This is a genomic window from Variovorax sp. 278MFTsu5.1 (assembly GCF_048305045.1).
Taxonomy (GTDB): Bacteria; Pseudomonadota; Gammaproteobacteria; order Burkholderiales; family Burkholderiaceae_C; genus Variovorax; species Variovorax guangxiensis.
Window position 1 is genome coordinate 6,419,584 of record NZ_CP157622.1, and the last position, 14,205, is coordinate 6,433,788.

Sequence of the window (14,205 nt, forward strand, 5' to 3'; positions counted from 1 at the left end):
CAAAGACCATGCGCAACTTCTCTTCACTTTCCGTCCGCCGCACGGCACTGGGCCTCGCGCTCGCAGGCGCGTTCACGCTGGCTGGTGCCGCCGACTTCGCGGGCCGCGGCGTCTTCAACTTCAAGTCCGACGCCGGCTGCCCCTTCGCGGCGCTCGCGGGTGGCGGCAGCGAGTGCAACCGCCTCGCGCTGGACGACGCCGACACCCACGCCGCGCTCGACGCCGCGGCGCACACCATCCGCTTCGCCAGCACCCGCAGCTATCCCGAGAAAACCATCGTCGGCGACGTGCTGCTGCAGGGCTCGGGCCGCGCGCGCGACGGCCAGCGCGTGCCGCTGACCTTCCATGCGCTGCTGAGTCGTTCGGGCACCGAGTGGTCGGTGAGCAGCCATGCGCACTCGCCCGTAAGCGGCGAGTTCGACGACATCCGCATCGATCCGTACAAGGTGACGGTGAACGAGCCCGGCACCGAACGCGTGATGCTCACCCCCGAGCAGATCGTCGAGGCGCTGGCCAGGCCATCGCTGGCCGCGCGGCTGGCCAACGTCTTCGTGCAGGTGGACGACAACCGCGCCGACGGCGCCAGGGACGCCGACATCACCATCGGCCTGGGCCTGAGCCGCGCCTCGAAGTCGGTGGCGCGCGCGCGTTTCCGCGCGCCAGGCGCCAAGGACCGCGACCTGGCGGAGGCCATGCAGCAGGGCAACTGGACGCTGGAGCTGCAGGCACTGAGCGGCCAGATCCCGCGCCAGGTGGTGCAGCGCGACCTGTTCCTGTACGGGCTCGAATCGCAGTCGCTGCTGCAGCCCCTGCTGCAGCGCGGCTTCCGCAAGAACGAGAAGCTGCTTCTCGGCGCCGCCAACGGCAAGGGCTACATCCGCTACGACGGCCAGCAGCGCGAGTTCGCGGGTGCCGACGCGGCCGCGCGCGCCTTCCTGCAGGACAGTTTCATCGGGCTGGTGTTGGGCTGGCAGCAGCAACAGCCGCAGACGGCGAAGACAAAGGCCGATGGCCGCTGAACCCGCATCCGGCACCGCGCCCGGCTTCGACTGCCTCTCGCCGCCGCGGCTGCGCGGCTGGCCCGCGCTGCAAGCCTGGCTGGTGCATCACGTCAAGCGCGCCGCGCTGCGCCAGCTGCATGCGAGCAACGAGGGCGAGATGCTGCTGCTGCGCTTCTACCTGGTGGGCGAGGAGTCGTCCGAGCAGGCCCTGCAGCGCGAACTGCGCATCGCGCCGCCCGAATGGCTGGCGCGCCAGCTCGACCAGCACCTGGCCGACGAGCAACTGCACGCGCGCCTGTTCGCGCAGGCCATCGTCGAGCGCGGCGGCAATGCGCAGGCCGCTGCGTCGCCGGAAGAAGCGCCACAGCCCGACTGGTTCAGCCGCCGCAAGCTCGCGCGCTGGCAGGCGCTGATCCGCCGCCACGCGCCGCACTTTGCACACGGTGGCCTGGTGCCGGCCTACGCCATCGGCCTCGCGGCCGAGCAGATGGCCTCGCGCATCCTGCAGCGCCACTGCGCGCTGATCGGCCCGCAGCACGCGCTGCATCCGCTGCTGTCGCGCGTGATGGCCGACGAGGACCGCCACATCCGGCTGTGCAGCCACACGCTGCAGCGATGCGTGGCGCCGCACGAGCAGCAGCGGCTCGCGCGGGTGATGCGCGAGGTGCGCGACACCGAGCGCGGCTTCGGCGTGACCGGCGCGCTCGGCATGTGGCTGGCCGGCGTGGCGCTGCGCCTGCGCCCCGGCTCGGCACCGCCGGTGCGGCACCACGCCTGAGCGATGCCGCCGCGCATCCTCTACCTCGCGACCGCGGACGCGCGCGGCCACCTCATGCGCGCGCAGCTGCTCACGCATGCGTTGCGCGAGGCCGGCGCGCAGGTGCGCGTGCTCACCACCTCCGACGAAGGCGCGCGCTTCCTCGCCGGCTTCGGCATCGACGCGCCGGTGCTCTCGCGCCACTACGCGGTGCAGTTCGACACGCAGCAGAACATGCTGCGCCGCGAGACCGACCGCAACGTGGCGCTGTACATGTTCAGGCCCGAACGCATGCTGCGCGACGTGTGGAAGCTGCGCGCACACTTGCGCGATGCCGACCTGGTGGTGAACGACTCCTTCCACCCCGCGCTGCTGCTGATGGGCTGGCTGCCCTTGTGGCGGCGCAAGGTGGTGCACGTGTACGGCGCGAGCCTGCGGCATGCGCTGGAGACCAACTTCAGCGGCCGCATGCCGGGTTTCGTAGCCCGGGTGTTCGGCCGCATCGTGGCCTGGCAGATCGACCGCAGCCTCGCGCGTATCGAGCACGACTTCGCCTACGGCGAACCGCAGCACGACGGCCACGGCCGCCACCGGCTGGCCACGCCGGTGGCGGTGGTCGATGCGGTGGACAGGGGCGATGCAACGCGGCAGCGCTTGGCGGCCGTCTACCTCAACCCGCACTTCCAGGAACCGGCGCTGGCCGACGGGCTCGAGCGAGGCCTCGCCGACGCCGGCGTGCCCGCGCACCTCGTCGGCGAAGGCTATGCGCACCGCCCGCACTGGCATGCGCGCGACGAGCACTGGATCGAGGCGGCCGCGCACAGCGCCTTCATCGTCTCGGCGCCGGGCATGGCGGCGCTGTCGATCGCGGCGGTCTACCGCAAACCGATCCTGCTGCTGCTCACCGACCAGCCCGAGCAGGCGATCAACGCGGGCCGCGCGGCGCAGCTGGGGCTGGCGCACCGGGTGGTGGTGTGGCGTGGCGATGCACCGAAGTTCGCGCGGGCGGTGGCGGGAGCGGCGGAGGAACTGCTCGCGGCATCTGCCGATGGCGCAGCGCGCAATGCCGATGGCCGGCAGGCGGCCATCGAGCGGCTCCGGCAATGGGTCGGGCTGCTTTACGGGCTTGCCGCGGCCAACGCGCAGCGATAGGCGGCCCTCAGTCCTGGGCCTGCGGGCGGGCTTCGACGACGAAGGCCTGCAGCTCGGCCAGCCGGCCGTCGCGAAAGCGCCAGACGTCGCAGTACGCATGGCGGGTCGCCTTGCCGGCCTCGTCCTTCAGCGTGATCTCGCCAAGGGCCGCGAGAAAGTCGCCGTCGGCGATCAGGCGGTGCACCTCGAACCGGGGCGGCTCCCGGTAGGCGGTCGCCATCCATTCGCGCACCGCCTGCTTGCCGTCGAGCGTTCTGTCGCCGACGAAGGTCCACTTCGTGTCGTCGGTGCAGAACGCGAGAAATCCTTCGTGGTCGCCCTGGGTGATGGCGGCGTTGGCCTTTTCGAGAATCGCCTTGTGGGTCTCGGACATCCGGAACTCTCCTGTGTTCGTGCGGCGCATGCGAATGCACGCGTGCCGGCGAAGGCGAATTTCCATCAGTCCGGCCTGCCCGGTTGCCGGCCCGGCCGCAACGACGACGTCAGTCTTCGGCTCGTGGGCTCCTGTTACTGGTGTCCTCCCCGGGACAAACAAGGGGCCTGGCTAATCCAACGAAAGATTCAGGTCGCGGATCAGCGGATGCCACCGCGCCGATTCGCCCTGCAGCAGCGCCGCGAAGCGCGAGGGCGTGTCGCCCGCGGGCTCCACGCCGAACTCGGCCAGCCTGCGCAGCACTGCGGGGTTGTGGATGGCGCTGGCCACCGACTGCTGCAGCCGCGAGACGATCTCGCCCGGCGTGTTGGCGGGCACCACCAGGCCCAGGAGCGCGGCGGCCTCCACGCGCGGCAGGCCGATTTCGGCGAAGGTGGGCACGCGCGGCAGCTGCGCCAGGCGCACGGGGTTCGCCACCGCCAGCGGGCGCAGCCTGCCGCCGGGGATGAAGCGGCGCGAGGCGGCCAGGTCGCACATGATCACCGGCAGCTGGCCGCCGGCCACGTCAGCCACCGCGGCCGCGGCGCTGCGATACGGCACGTGCACCATTTCCAGGCCAGCCTCTCGTTCGAGCAGCTCCATCGACAGGTGCTGCGGGCTGCCGGTGCCGGCCGAGGCGTAGCTGACCTTGCCGGGGAAGGCGCGCGCGTCGTCGATGAAGGCCCGCGCATCCTTCACGCCGCTGGCCGGCCCCACCAGCAGCACCATCGGCAACCGCCCGAGCAGGGTGACGGGCGCGAAGTCGCGCGAGGGGTTGTAGCTGAGGTTGCGGTACAGCGCCGGGTTGAACACCAGCGTGCCGCTGTCGGCCGACAGCAGCGTGTAGCCGTCGGCCGGGGCGCGCGCCGCCTCGATGGCGCCGAGCGCGGTGTTGCCACCGCCGCGGTTCTCGATGGTCACCGACTGGCCCGAGTCGATGGCCAGCTGGGCGCCGATGGTGCGCGCGACGATGTCGGTGCCCGCGCCGGCCTGGTAGGGCACGATCCAGCGGATGGGCTTGGAGGGGTAGGCGAACTGCGCCTTCGCCGCTCGCGGCAGCCACGGCGCGGCCGCGAGCGTGGTCGTGGCCAGCAGTTGCTGCAGAAGCGGTCGGCGGCGTGTCATGGGGCGGAGGAAGGGTCCTGCGCCATGGTAGTGGCATCGCCCGATGCCGGGCGGCTCGGGGCGCACGAGGCCACAAGGGCCGAGCGGGATCAGTAAGAGATCAGGGCGCGACCGGATTGCCAGGCGTGCCGGCCTCGCGGGCCGATGCCGCGGCGGCCGCCACGGCCGGCGTGCGGTAAGTGACGTTCACGGCGGGCGCCGCTGCGGCGACAGGCGCCACGGGAGCGATGGGCTCGGGCGGCGGGCGCGTGATCTTGACCAGCGGCGCCCTCCTGACTGGCGCAGGCGCCGCAGCCACCGGAGCCGGCGGAACGACAGGCGCCACGGGCGTGAACGGCGCCTCTGGCGTCGAGTAGTACTGCACGGGGGTGCCGGGCGCGGCGGCGGGCGCGGCGGCGGGCGCGGCGGCGGCCACCCCGCTGGTCGCCGCGGCTTGCGCAACGGGTGCGCCAGGTGCGGCGGGCGCCGCCACCGGCTGGCCCTTCGGGTCGTAGAGCATCGCGCTCTTGCTCACGCCGGTGCGCACCGGCCCCACGCCGACGCCCACGCCGGCCGAGCCCGACACCTGCCCGCCGTTGTTCACCGCCACGCCCGCGCCGAGCGGGCCGAAGCCGGTGTTCAAGCCGACGGAGAAATTGCCGTCCTTCGTGGCGCCGAGCCCCAGCGAGAGCCCGGGCACCAGTGGAATGCCGACGTGGTAGTGGGAACAGCCGCCCGCCAGGAGCAGCAGCGCCGCCGCCGGAACGACGGCCGCTGCCCGGATGACGCGCGGCCGGCCGTTCACACCAGCAGCGCGTTGACGCGCCTCACGTAGGCCGCCGGGTCCGCCGGCAGGCCGCCTTCGGCCAGCAGGGCCTGGTCGAACAGGATGTTGGCCAGGTCGTCGAAGTGCGAGGAGCCCTCGAGCTTCTTCACCAGCGGATGCTCGGCGTTGACCTCGAGCACCGGCTTGAGCTCGGGCGCGGGCTGGCCGGCCTGCTTGAGCATGCGCGCGAGCTGCGTGCTCATGCCGCCGTCCTGCACCACCAGGCAGGCGGGCGAGTCGACCAGGCGGGTGGTCACGCGCACGTCTTCCGCCTTGTCCTTCAGCGCTTCCTTGAGCTTCTCGAGCATGGGCTTGAACGACTCGGCGGCTTCCTCGGCGGCCTTCTTCTCGGCCTCGTCCTGCAGCTTGCCGAGGTCGACCGCGCCCTTGGCGACGCTCTGCAGCGGCGTGCCGTCGAACTCGTTGAGGTAGTTCAGCGCCCACTCGTCGACACGGTCGGTCATGAGCAGCACCTCGATGCCCTTCTTCTTGAAGACTTCGAGCTGCGGGCTGTTCTTGGCGGCGGCGAGCGTGTCGGCCGTGATGTAGTAGATGGCGTCCTGGCCTTCCTTCATGCGGGCCTTGTAGTCCGCGAAGCTCACGCTCACCGAGTCGGTGGTGGTGGAGGCATAGCGCAGCAGCTTGGCGATGCGATCGCGGTTGGCGAAGTCCTCGCCCAGGCCTTCCTTGAGCACCGCGCCGAACTCGGCGTAGAACCTGGCGTACTTGCCCGATTCGTCGGCTGCGGCTGCGGCGGTTTCAGCGGCGGTGGGGGCGTTCTTGTCGACCACATCGGTCACGCCTTCGGTGGGGTCCGGTGCCGGCACCGACTCGCCCGAGCCCACGTCGATCTTGCCCTCGCCGCTCTCGGGCGCGGTCTTCTGCTTCTTCGCCAGGTCTTCCAGCATGCCGAGCACGCGCTTGGTGCTGCCCTCGCGGATGGCCTTCACGTCGCGGCTTTCCTGCAGCAGCTCGCGGCTCACGTTCAGCGGCAGGTCGGCCGAGTCGATCACGCCCTTGACGAAGCGCAGGTAGCTGGGCATCAGCGCATCGGCGTCGTCCATGATGAAGACGCGCTTCACGTAGAGCTTCACGCCCGCGCTCTTGTCGCGGTTCCACAGGTCGAAGGGGGCCTTGGCCGGGATGTACAGCAGCTGCGTGTACTCGGTGCTGCCTTCCACGCGGTTGTGGCTCCAGGCGAGCGGGGCCTCGTAGTCGTGGCTGATGCTCTTGTAGAACTCCTCGTACTGCTCGGGGGTGATGTCCTTCTTGGGGCGGCTCCACAGGGCGTTGGCCTTGTTGACGGTTTCCCACTCGCCGGTCTTGACCATGTCGCCGGGCTGGTCGTTCTCGCCGTCCTTCCACTCCTCCTTCTCCATGAGAATGGGCAGGGAGATGTGGTCGGAGTACTTGCCGACGATCTGCTTGAGCTTCCAGGCGTTGAGGTATTCGTCTGCATCTTCGCGCAGGTGCAGCGTGATGCTGGTGCCGCGCTCGGCACGCGTGATGTCGGCCACCTCGAAGTCGCCGGCGCCGCCGCTCACCCAGCGCACGCCCTGGTCGGCCGGAAGGCCCGCGCGGCGCGACTCGACCGTGATCCTGTCGGCCACGATGAAGCCCGAGTAGAAGCCCACGCCGAACTGGCCGATGAGCTGGGCGTCGGCCTTCTGGTCACCGCTCAGCTTGCTCATGAAGTCCTTGGTGCCGCTCTTGGCGATGGTGCCGAGGTTGTCGATCGCCTCCTGGCGCGACAGGCCGATGCCCTTGTCGGTGATGGTGATGGTGCGCGCGGCCTTGTCGAAGCTCAGGCGCACGTCGAGGTCGGACTGGCCTTCGTAGAGCTCGGGATGGTCGAGGGCCTCGAAGCGCAGCTTGTCGCAGGCGTCCGATGCATTCGAGATCAGCTCGCGCAGGAAGATTTCCTTGTTGGAGTACAGCGCATGCGTGACGAGGTGCAGCAGTTGCGCGACTTCAGCCTGGAACGGGAGTTTGGTTTTGGAGGAATCAGCCATGGAAATTGAAATGTCGAAACCGGAAAAATTCTAAGTCGGGCGCGGCGCTGCAGGGCGCCGCCGCGCCAACGTCTTCAATTGGGCCGTCTTTTGTTCTCATCAAGAGCAAATGAAATCCAACGTTCCATTTTTGGCCTTCCTGAAGGTCCGAGGCTCGCGTCCTCCTCTGGGGAAAACCCTCCGCGCCCCGAAAAATTGACTCTTGTTAACAGTTCTGAAATATCCTGACGACTGCCAAGAAGTGACACGAACAGGGGTGCAGCCCCGGGGAACGAGACAAGGGATGACTTCTGATGACTTGCACGTCGCCAGGGGCCGTTTCCGGCCCGCCCGGAGCCGCGAGGCGCCCGGTGGCCGCCCTTGCATGGCTCGAGTGCACGACCGCCCTCGCCTGGCTGTCCTGTGCGCAGGCACAGGCGGAACCCCAGCAGCAGTCGCAGGCGAGCGCCCCGGCCGCCCATGCCGTGGCTGACGCGCGCATCGAAACCCTCGACCGCGCGCAGGCGGAGCAGGCGCGGCTGAAGGCGCTCATGGAATCCGCGCCCAAGGCCTACGAAGACCGCTTCATGACGCCCGACACCGCCCCGCCGGACCGGGCTTCGGCCGAGCAAGAGCCCGAAGCCGCGCAGCCCGAGGGCTACCGCGCCTGGCTGGTGGAAAGCCGCATCGGCTTCGGCGAGGCCACCACCACCGGCTACGGCCGCCAGCGCGCGACCGAGCTGGGCCAGCGCTTCGAGTACCGCCGCGAGACCCTCAACTACGGCGAATTCGTGCTGCAGGCCGACGGCCGCCACCTCGGCGGCGACAACACCACGGGCAGCGGCTTCGGCATCGGCTCGCTGGGCTATGCGCGCGAGAACACCAGCGGCCGCTTCACGCTGCGCAACCTCGGCTTTCCGCTGACCACCCGGACCTTCGCCGACACCACCGTGGGCGACACCTACAGCGAGCTCACCGACGGCCTCTCGCGCAACTACCGCCTTTCGCTGGGCTCGACCACCGTGCGCGGCGCCTCCGCCCGCGTCTTCAACAGCGGCCTCGACCTGCGCGCCGGCTTCGGCCAGCGCGGCAACCTCACGGGCGGGCCCTATCCGGGCTTCGAGAAGAGCCAGGGCACGCTGGGCTGGCTCGGCGCCACGCTGCGGCTGGACGACAAGTGGTTCACCGCGTTCCAGCTCGACCAGGCGCGCAATGTGCCCGCCTACTACTACGACCCGCTGACGGCCCAGGGCTTCGGCCGCAAGGACGTCACCAGCTGGGCCACCTCGCTGGGCTACGGCCGCGAGGTGCTGCGCGACGGCGACCTCAAGGCGCGCGCCACGCTGGTGGGCAGCCGCGTGAGCTCGCCCACGCCGGGCGTGGCCACCGGCGATTCGCACGGCCTCTTCGTCGAGGCGAGCGCGCGCACCGGCCTCTACCGCCACGAGTTCGGCGCCTATGCCGCGCGGCCCAACCTGTACTTCGGCGACTACGCGCTGGCCACCGGCACACGCGGCGCCTATTGGCGGGTGGATCGCAACACCAGCCGCATGAGCTGGGGCGCCGGGCTGGACTACGAGCGCGCGGCGACCGACGCGAGCTTCCGCCTCTCGGGCTACCGGCGCGTGGGCGCGAACGGCAACTTCCAGTACCTCTTCGACCGCTACAACTCCATCGGCGGCAGCGTGAGCGCCTACCGCACGCGCTACGAAGCGAGCCCCGCCGGCAGCCTGCCGGGCACGTCCACCGGCGCCGGCGACGGCCGCAGCCTCTACGCGAGCGCCTTCTACCAGACCCGCTTCTTCGACTGGCCGCGCAGCCGCTTCACGCTGACGGTGCGGCGCAACGAACTGGTCGTGCTGGGCGACACCGCCGCCACGGGCCAGGAAGTGCAGTGGGAGCAGGACTGGATCGGTGGGCGCTCCGAGACCATGCGCCCCGAGCTCACCACCACCATCGGCCACGCGCGCGACCGCAGCGGCGGCACCGCCCGCAGCTATCCGACGGCGGGCCTGCAGTTCCGCTACTGGTTCGACGGCGGCTTCAACGTGGGCGGCAACCTGCGCTACACCTCGCAAAGCGGCGGCCTCTACACCAGCCGGGGCCTGTCGGGCTCGCTCACGGCCGAGAAGGACCTGGGCTCGGGCTGGCGGCTGGGCTTCATGGCCAACTTCAACCAGGCGCGGGCCTCGCTGCTGCCGACATCGTGGTCGGGCCCCAGCCTCTACCGCAGCAATGAGAAGACGGCCTATGTCTACCTGCGCTGGGAGGGCAGCGCCGGCACCGGCTACCGGGCCGCCGGCATGCGCACCGAGGGGCCGGGCGGCGGCAGCGTGTCGGGCCGCGTGTTCTACGACGCCAACCGCGACGGCGAGGAGCAATCGGGCGAGGGCGGCGTCTCGGGCGTCGAGGTGCTGCTCGACGGCCGCTACCGCGCCGTCACCGACCGCGACGGTCGCTTCGAATTTCCGATGGTGACCACCGGCCGCCACCAGCTGACGCTCCGGCTCGAGAGCGTGCCGCTGCCATGGGGCGCGGCCGGCGAGAACGGGGTGAGCGTGAACGTTCCGCTGCGCGGCCATGCCGGCGCGGCGATCCCCGTCGTGAAGGTGGGCGAGTGAACGAACGAACCGAGCTGCCTGCCGCCTCTTTCCCCCTCATGCATTCAACCCAAGGAGAGTCCATGACCAGAGCACCCATCTCCCGCAATCTGCAGGCGCTGTGCCTCGCGGGCCTCGCGCTCGCCGGCGCCAATGCCATGGCCGAGAGCCAGTACGGCTCCGGCACGGGCACGATCACGGCGCAGGCCAGGGTGAACCTGAGCGTGACGGTACCCAAGCTGATCCTGCTGCGCGTGGGCTCGACCGACACCACCATCGACACAGTGACCTGGGCCTCCACCCTCAGCATCCCGCCGGTGCCGACCACGCCGGTCACGGGCAACAACACCAGCGTCGACTGGAACGGCGCGGCGCCCACCGTCGCGCCCGCGTCGACCACGAACACGCTCAACGTGTACGCCTGGACCAACGCGGGCGCAGGCACCATCAATTGCGCCATGGGCACCTGGGCGCCCGCGGCCGGCGGTCCGGCGAACGCGGACTTCACAGTCGCGACCACGGGCACGCTGCCGCACCCCGGGGCCAACCTCGGCGCCTGCGCCTCGACCTCGTTCCCCTCGAACGCGGTGGCATCCGGCACCTGGGCCTACACGCTGGGCGGCACGCCCGCCGGCTGGGTCGCGGGCACCTACACGAACACCATCACGTACACCGCCCAGGGCATCTGATGCCCGCGCGTGCGGCAACGGCGACGGCGCTCACGGCTGCGGCCATGCTTGCCGCAATGCCCGCGCGCGCCGTCATCACCACGGTCACCGACACCGGAAGCACCTACAGCCTGACGCTGCGCGTGGGCTCGTCCGGCGCGACCGTCGACACGGTGGCCTTCAGCGTGACCGGCGCCAACGCGGGGCTGACACCCACGGCCGTGACCGGCACGCCGGCCATCAGCGTCTGGGTGATGCCGGTGCGGCCGGTGGCCAACACCACCGTGGCGCGGCCGGTGACGCTGCGCGTCGATTCATCCGCTGCCCTGACCTGCCAGTCGGGCGGCTGCGGCAGCACTGCCATTCCGTTCAGCAGCATCAGCTGGGTGGCCACGAACAACAGCAGCGCGGCCTCGGGCGACATCCAGAGCGGCCGCTTCACCGCCACGGCCAACCAGACGATCGCAAGCTACAACGCCAACGCCACCTTCTGCGTCGGCCCGCTCGGCCTGCCCTGCGTGCTGGGCGTCGGCACCTGGACCTACCTGTCGAACAACATCACGGCCACGCAGCTGCAGTTCTCCTACGACAACAACGTCGTGTATCCGGGCGGCAGCTACAAGGGAACCGTGCGCTTCACGGCGTCGATGGAATGAAGCGCCAGCGCCTTCGCACGGTCCTCGCGGCAGGAGCGGCTGCTGCGTCGCTGCTGTGCGTGCCGGCGCGGGCGGCGCTCGAGCGGCTGGACGACTCGGCCTCGCCGCGCGCACAGGTGCGCAGCGACTTCGCCAACGCCCAGGACATGGACGGCCACATGCTGGTGCTGCCGCTCGGGCGGGTCGAGTACCGGCTGGCCACCGCGCCGCACGTGGGCCGCCGCGCGCGCATCTTCTACGTGATCCCGGCGATGGTGGCGGGCCTGCGCTCTCCCGCCGGCATGCTGGTGCAGTGGCGCGGCAACGGCGCCTTCGCCGGCGGCAGCGGCCGCCCCGGCGACCGGGTGCAGGTGTGGAACGGCGTGGTCCAGTCGCCATGGATGAACGAGACCTTCGAGCTGACGCTGCGCGTCGATCCGCGCGAACTGCGCATGCCGTCGGGCTCGGCGCTGAGCTTCGAGTCGTTCTTCGAAATCGAGACACTGCCATGAACGCACCAGCCTTTCTCGCACCCCTCTTCCTCGTGCTGCTCGCCGCTGCCGGGACGGCGACGGCCGCGCCCTTCGAGCTGGCCGTCACCCCGTCGCGCTTCGAGCTCGCGGGCAAGGCCGGCGCGCGGCTCGGCCAGTCGCTGGACATCCACAACCTGGCCTCGACCGCCTCCGAGGTGACGATGCGTACCATCGACTGGAGCTATTCGCCCGAAGGCAACATCGGCTATCACGACGAGCTGCTGCCCGGCAGCTGCAGGCCGTGGGTGGTGCTGGAGCGGCGCAACGTGACGGTGCCCGCGCGCGGCAAGCGCTCGTTCCGCTTCCAGGTCGAACCGCCGGCCGATGCGCCGCGCGGCGAGTGCCGATTCATGATCGCCATCGAGGGCACGGAGCCGGCGCAGCAGACCGTCATCCGCGGCGGCGGCGCCAGCCTGAGCCTGCCGGTCACCGGCCGCATCGCGGTGGCGGTGTACGTCATGCTCGACGGCGCGGAGCCCAGGCTGGAGATCAGGCAGATCGCCAGCGGAGAAGCCGGCGGCGCGCGGCGCGCAGTCGTGACGGTGGCCAACACAGGCGACGCCCACGGCCGGCTCGAAGGCAGCCTGGACGCCACCGACAGCAAGGGCCTCGCGTTCGAGCTGGTGCCCGAGGGCACGCCGATCCTGCCGGGCCAGACGCGCACACTGGCGCTGGTGCCCAAGGGCGAGGGCGGGCAGCCCCCGCCGCAGCCCGTCTATCCGGTGAAGGCCAGCGGCAGGCTGGACTGGGAGAAGGGCAGCTTCAAGGTCGACGTGGAGCTGAAATGACGCTTCGCGCGACGCACGCCGGACTGCTGGCCCTTGCGCTGGGCACGGGCCTGGTGACCGCCGCGCGGGCCGCCTCCAGCACCGCCGGCCCCAGCGCGACCGTGCCGCTGAGCACGGGCGTGAACCTGGACTTCACCATCGCCATCGACAAGTTCATCTTCTTCCGCATCGGCGACGGTGCCTGGCCCACGCCGGGCGGCACCGTGAGCACGGTGAGCTTCGCGCTCACGCCGTCGATTCCGGCCGTGCCCACCACGCCGGTCGCGGGCAACAACACACCGGTGAACTGGAGCGGCGCGGCGCCCGGATTCGGCGTCACGCCCTCGGGCAACGCGCTGCCGGTGGAGGTGCGCAGCAACGCGGGGCAGGTCACGCTGCGGGCCACCGCGACGACGCCGCTGGCCAGCGGCGCCAACACGATCCCGCTGTCGGAGATCACCATCGCCAGCAGCGACGCCAACCTGCCCGCGCCGCAGATTCCGAACACGGGCACCGGTGCCGCCGTGAATGTGGTCGGCACGGCCTTCACCAACCTCGTCACCCAGCGCACCGCGACCTGGACCTTTTCCTACGCCAACCTCGCCAGCCGCACCGCCGGCACCTATACCGGCCAGGTCACCTTCACCGCCAGTTCGCCCTGAAGCGGCGCGGCTCGGCTCGGAGAATCGTCACGGTGCCGGGGCTAGCCCTATCTAGGCAACGACTCCACCTCGCGCGTCCAGCGGTCGATGAGGCGCTTGCGCTCGGCCGCCTTGCCGTACTTCTCGAAGTCGTACCTGATCAGCTTCACGTCGGCCATCGACGGGATGCGCGGATCGGGCTTGAAGGTCTTGTTGGCCGGCGACTGCAGGCTGCCCGCCTTGCCGCCGATGGCCTGCCCCGCGGGGCTCATCAGCCAGTCGTAGTAGCGCCTGGCGTTCTCCTTGTTGCGCGCGCCCTTCACGAGGGCGATGCCGCCGATCTCGTAGCCGGTGCCCTCGCAGGGCGCGGCGGTCTTCACGGGAAATTTGTCATACCGCCAGCGCTCGAAGCCGAAGATGAAGCTCACGCCGATGGCCACCTCGCCCTTGGCCACGTTGGGCGCCTGCGCCTGGCCGCTGCGGGTGTAGCTGGTCACGTTCCTGTGCAGCTTCTTCAGATAGTCGAAGGCCTCCTCCTCGCCCATCTGCTGCACCAGCCCCGCGATGATGGTGTAGGCCGTGCCGCTGGTGGCGGGGTGCGAGATCTCGATCTCACCCTTGTATTCGGGCTTGATCAGGTCGGCCCAGCACCTGGGCTCGTGCAGCTTTTTCTTCTTGAGCACGTCGGTGTTGAAACCGAAGCCGATGGCGCTGGTGTAGAAGCCGCCCACCATGTTCTGCGACAGCGCGTACTGCCGCACCGCCCAGTCGTGCAGGTCGTTGATGTAGGCCGGGCGGTAGGGTTCCAGCAGGCCCTGCTCGGCCGCCTGCAGGAACGGATCGCCGGTGCCGCCCCACCAGATGTCTGTCTTGGGATTGGCGGCCTCGGCACGCAGCTGGGCGCCTATCTCGCCGGTGCCCTTGTGGGCCTGCTGCACCTTGATGCCGGTCTCGCGCGTGAAGGCCGTGGCTGCCGCCTCGCACCAGCCGGCATCGGTGCTGCACAGCGCGTTGACCGTGCCTTGCGCGGCGGCGTTCGACGCTCCAAGAAGGGCTGCCGTGGCGAAGCCTGCGGCGACGGCGATGTGACGGATGGCGGCTGGGCGCATGCGCGGATC

At 70.4% G+C, this 14,205-nt stretch carries 14 protein-coding genes; 9 read left to right on the forward strand and 5 right to left on the reverse strand.

Features of this window, described 5'->3' with window-relative positions:
- The first annotated feature begins 8 nt into the window (after positions 1-8).
- From ABL844_RS29970 to ABL844_RS29980, 3 genes are read left to right on the forward strand one after another with little or no spacing between them, the layout of a single operon-like run.
- Positions 9-1,019, forward strand: coding sequence for a hypothetical protein (locus ABL844_RS29970; RefSeq protein WP_418129897.1), 1,011 nt, complete (start codon positions 9-11; stop codon positions 1,017-1,019).
- Positions 1,009-1,779: a hypothetical protein gene (locus ABL844_RS29975; RefSeq protein WP_126025451.1), complete on the forward strand. Its 771-nt coding sequence runs from the start codon at positions 1,009-1,011 to the stop codon at positions 1,777-1,779. Before ABL844_RS29970 ends, ABL844_RS29975 begins: the two co-directional genes overlap by 11 nt.
- A gap of 3 nt (positions 1,780-1,782) precedes the next feature.
- A complete protein-coding gene (locus tag ABL844_RS29980) occupies positions 1,783-2,910 on the forward strand; it encodes a hypothetical protein (RefSeq protein WP_418129898.1) in 1,128 nt (375 codons plus the stop codon).
- Between the two features lie 7 nt (positions 2,911-2,917).
- Here ABL844_RS29980 and ABL844_RS29985 read toward each other — a convergent pair whose 3' ends face one another.
- The 4 genes from ABL844_RS29985 to htpG all read right to left on the reverse strand — a co-directional run bounded on the left by ABL844_RS29985 (position 2,918) and on the right by htpG (position 7,264).
- Positions 2,918-3,283: a nuclear transport factor 2 family protein gene (locus ABL844_RS29985; protein ID WP_418129899.1), complete on the reverse strand. Its 366-nt coding sequence runs from the start codon at positions 3,281-3,283 to the stop codon at positions 2,918-2,920.
- Positions 3,284-3,454: 171 nt separating this feature from the next.
- On the reverse strand, positions 3,455-4,447 hold the full coding sequence (locus tag ABL844_RS29990) for a Bug family tripartite tricarboxylate transporter substrate binding protein (protein WP_184639677.1): 993 nt from the start codon (positions 4,445-4,447) through the stop codon (positions 3,455-3,457).
- Positions 4,448-4,547: 100 nt separating this feature from the next.
- The gene (locus ABL844_RS29995) at positions 4,548-5,231 is read right to left on the reverse strand and encodes a hypothetical protein (RefSeq protein WP_418129900.1); all 684 of its coding nucleotides are present in this window, start codon (positions 5,229-5,231) and stop codon (positions 4,548-4,550) included.
- Positions 5,228-7,264, reverse strand: coding sequence for a molecular chaperone HtpG (gene htpG, locus ABL844_RS30000; RefSeq protein WP_418129901.1), 2,037 nt, complete (start codon positions 7,262-7,264; stop codon positions 5,228-5,230). Before htpG ends, ABL844_RS29995 begins: the two co-directional genes overlap by 4 nt.
- A gap of 350 nt (positions 7,265-7,614) precedes the next feature.
- Here htpG and ABL844_RS30005 point away from each other — a divergent pair, with 350 nt between their 5' ends.
- The 6 genes from ABL844_RS30005 (at position 7,615) to ABL844_RS30030 (ending at position 13,108) form a co-directional block, all read left to right on the forward strand.
- The gene (locus tag ABL844_RS30005; RefSeq protein ID WP_418123159.1) at positions 7,615-9,864 is read left to right on the forward strand and encodes a hypothetical protein; all 2,250 of its coding nucleotides are present in this window, start codon (positions 7,615-7,617) and stop codon (positions 9,862-9,864) included.
- A gap of 62 nt (positions 9,865-9,926) precedes the next feature.
- Positions 9,927-10,532: a hypothetical protein gene (locus tag ABL844_RS30010; RefSeq protein WP_184639669.1), complete on the forward strand. Its 606-nt coding sequence runs from the start codon at positions 9,927-9,929 to the stop codon at positions 10,530-10,532.
- The gene (locus tag ABL844_RS30015) at positions 10,532-11,167 is read left to right on the forward strand and encodes a hypothetical protein (RefSeq protein ID WP_184639667.1); all 636 of its coding nucleotides are present in this window, start codon (positions 10,532-10,534) and stop codon (positions 11,165-11,167) included. The genes ABL844_RS30010 and ABL844_RS30015 overlap by 1 nt, the downstream gene beginning before the upstream one ends.
- Positions 11,164-11,658: a hypothetical protein gene (locus ABL844_RS30020; RefSeq protein ID WP_418129902.1), complete on the forward strand. Its 495-nt coding sequence runs from the start codon at positions 11,164-11,166 to the stop codon at positions 11,656-11,658. Before ABL844_RS30015 ends, ABL844_RS30020 begins: the two co-directional genes overlap by 4 nt.
- Entirely contained in the window at positions 11,655-12,467 is an 813-nt protein-coding gene (locus ABL844_RS30025; protein WP_418118307.1) for a hypothetical protein, read from the forward strand. The genes ABL844_RS30020 and ABL844_RS30025 overlap by 4 nt, the downstream gene beginning before the upstream one ends.
- A complete protein-coding gene (locus ABL844_RS30030) occupies positions 12,464-13,108 on the forward strand; it encodes a hypothetical protein (RefSeq protein WP_184639664.1) in 645 nt (214 codons plus the stop codon). Before ABL844_RS30025 ends, ABL844_RS30030 begins: the two co-directional genes overlap by 4 nt.
- Before the next feature lie 47 nt (positions 13,109-13,155).
- Here the strand turns inward: ABL844_RS30030 and ABL844_RS30035 are convergent, their stop codons facing one another.
- Positions 13,156-14,196 carry an ABC transporter substrate-binding protein gene (locus ABL844_RS30035; protein ID WP_418118309.1) on the reverse strand — a complete coding sequence of 347 codons (1,041 nt, stop codon included), beginning with the start codon at positions 14,194-14,196 and terminating at the stop codon, positions 13,156-13,158.
- Positions 14,197-14,205 lie beyond the last annotated feature (9 nt).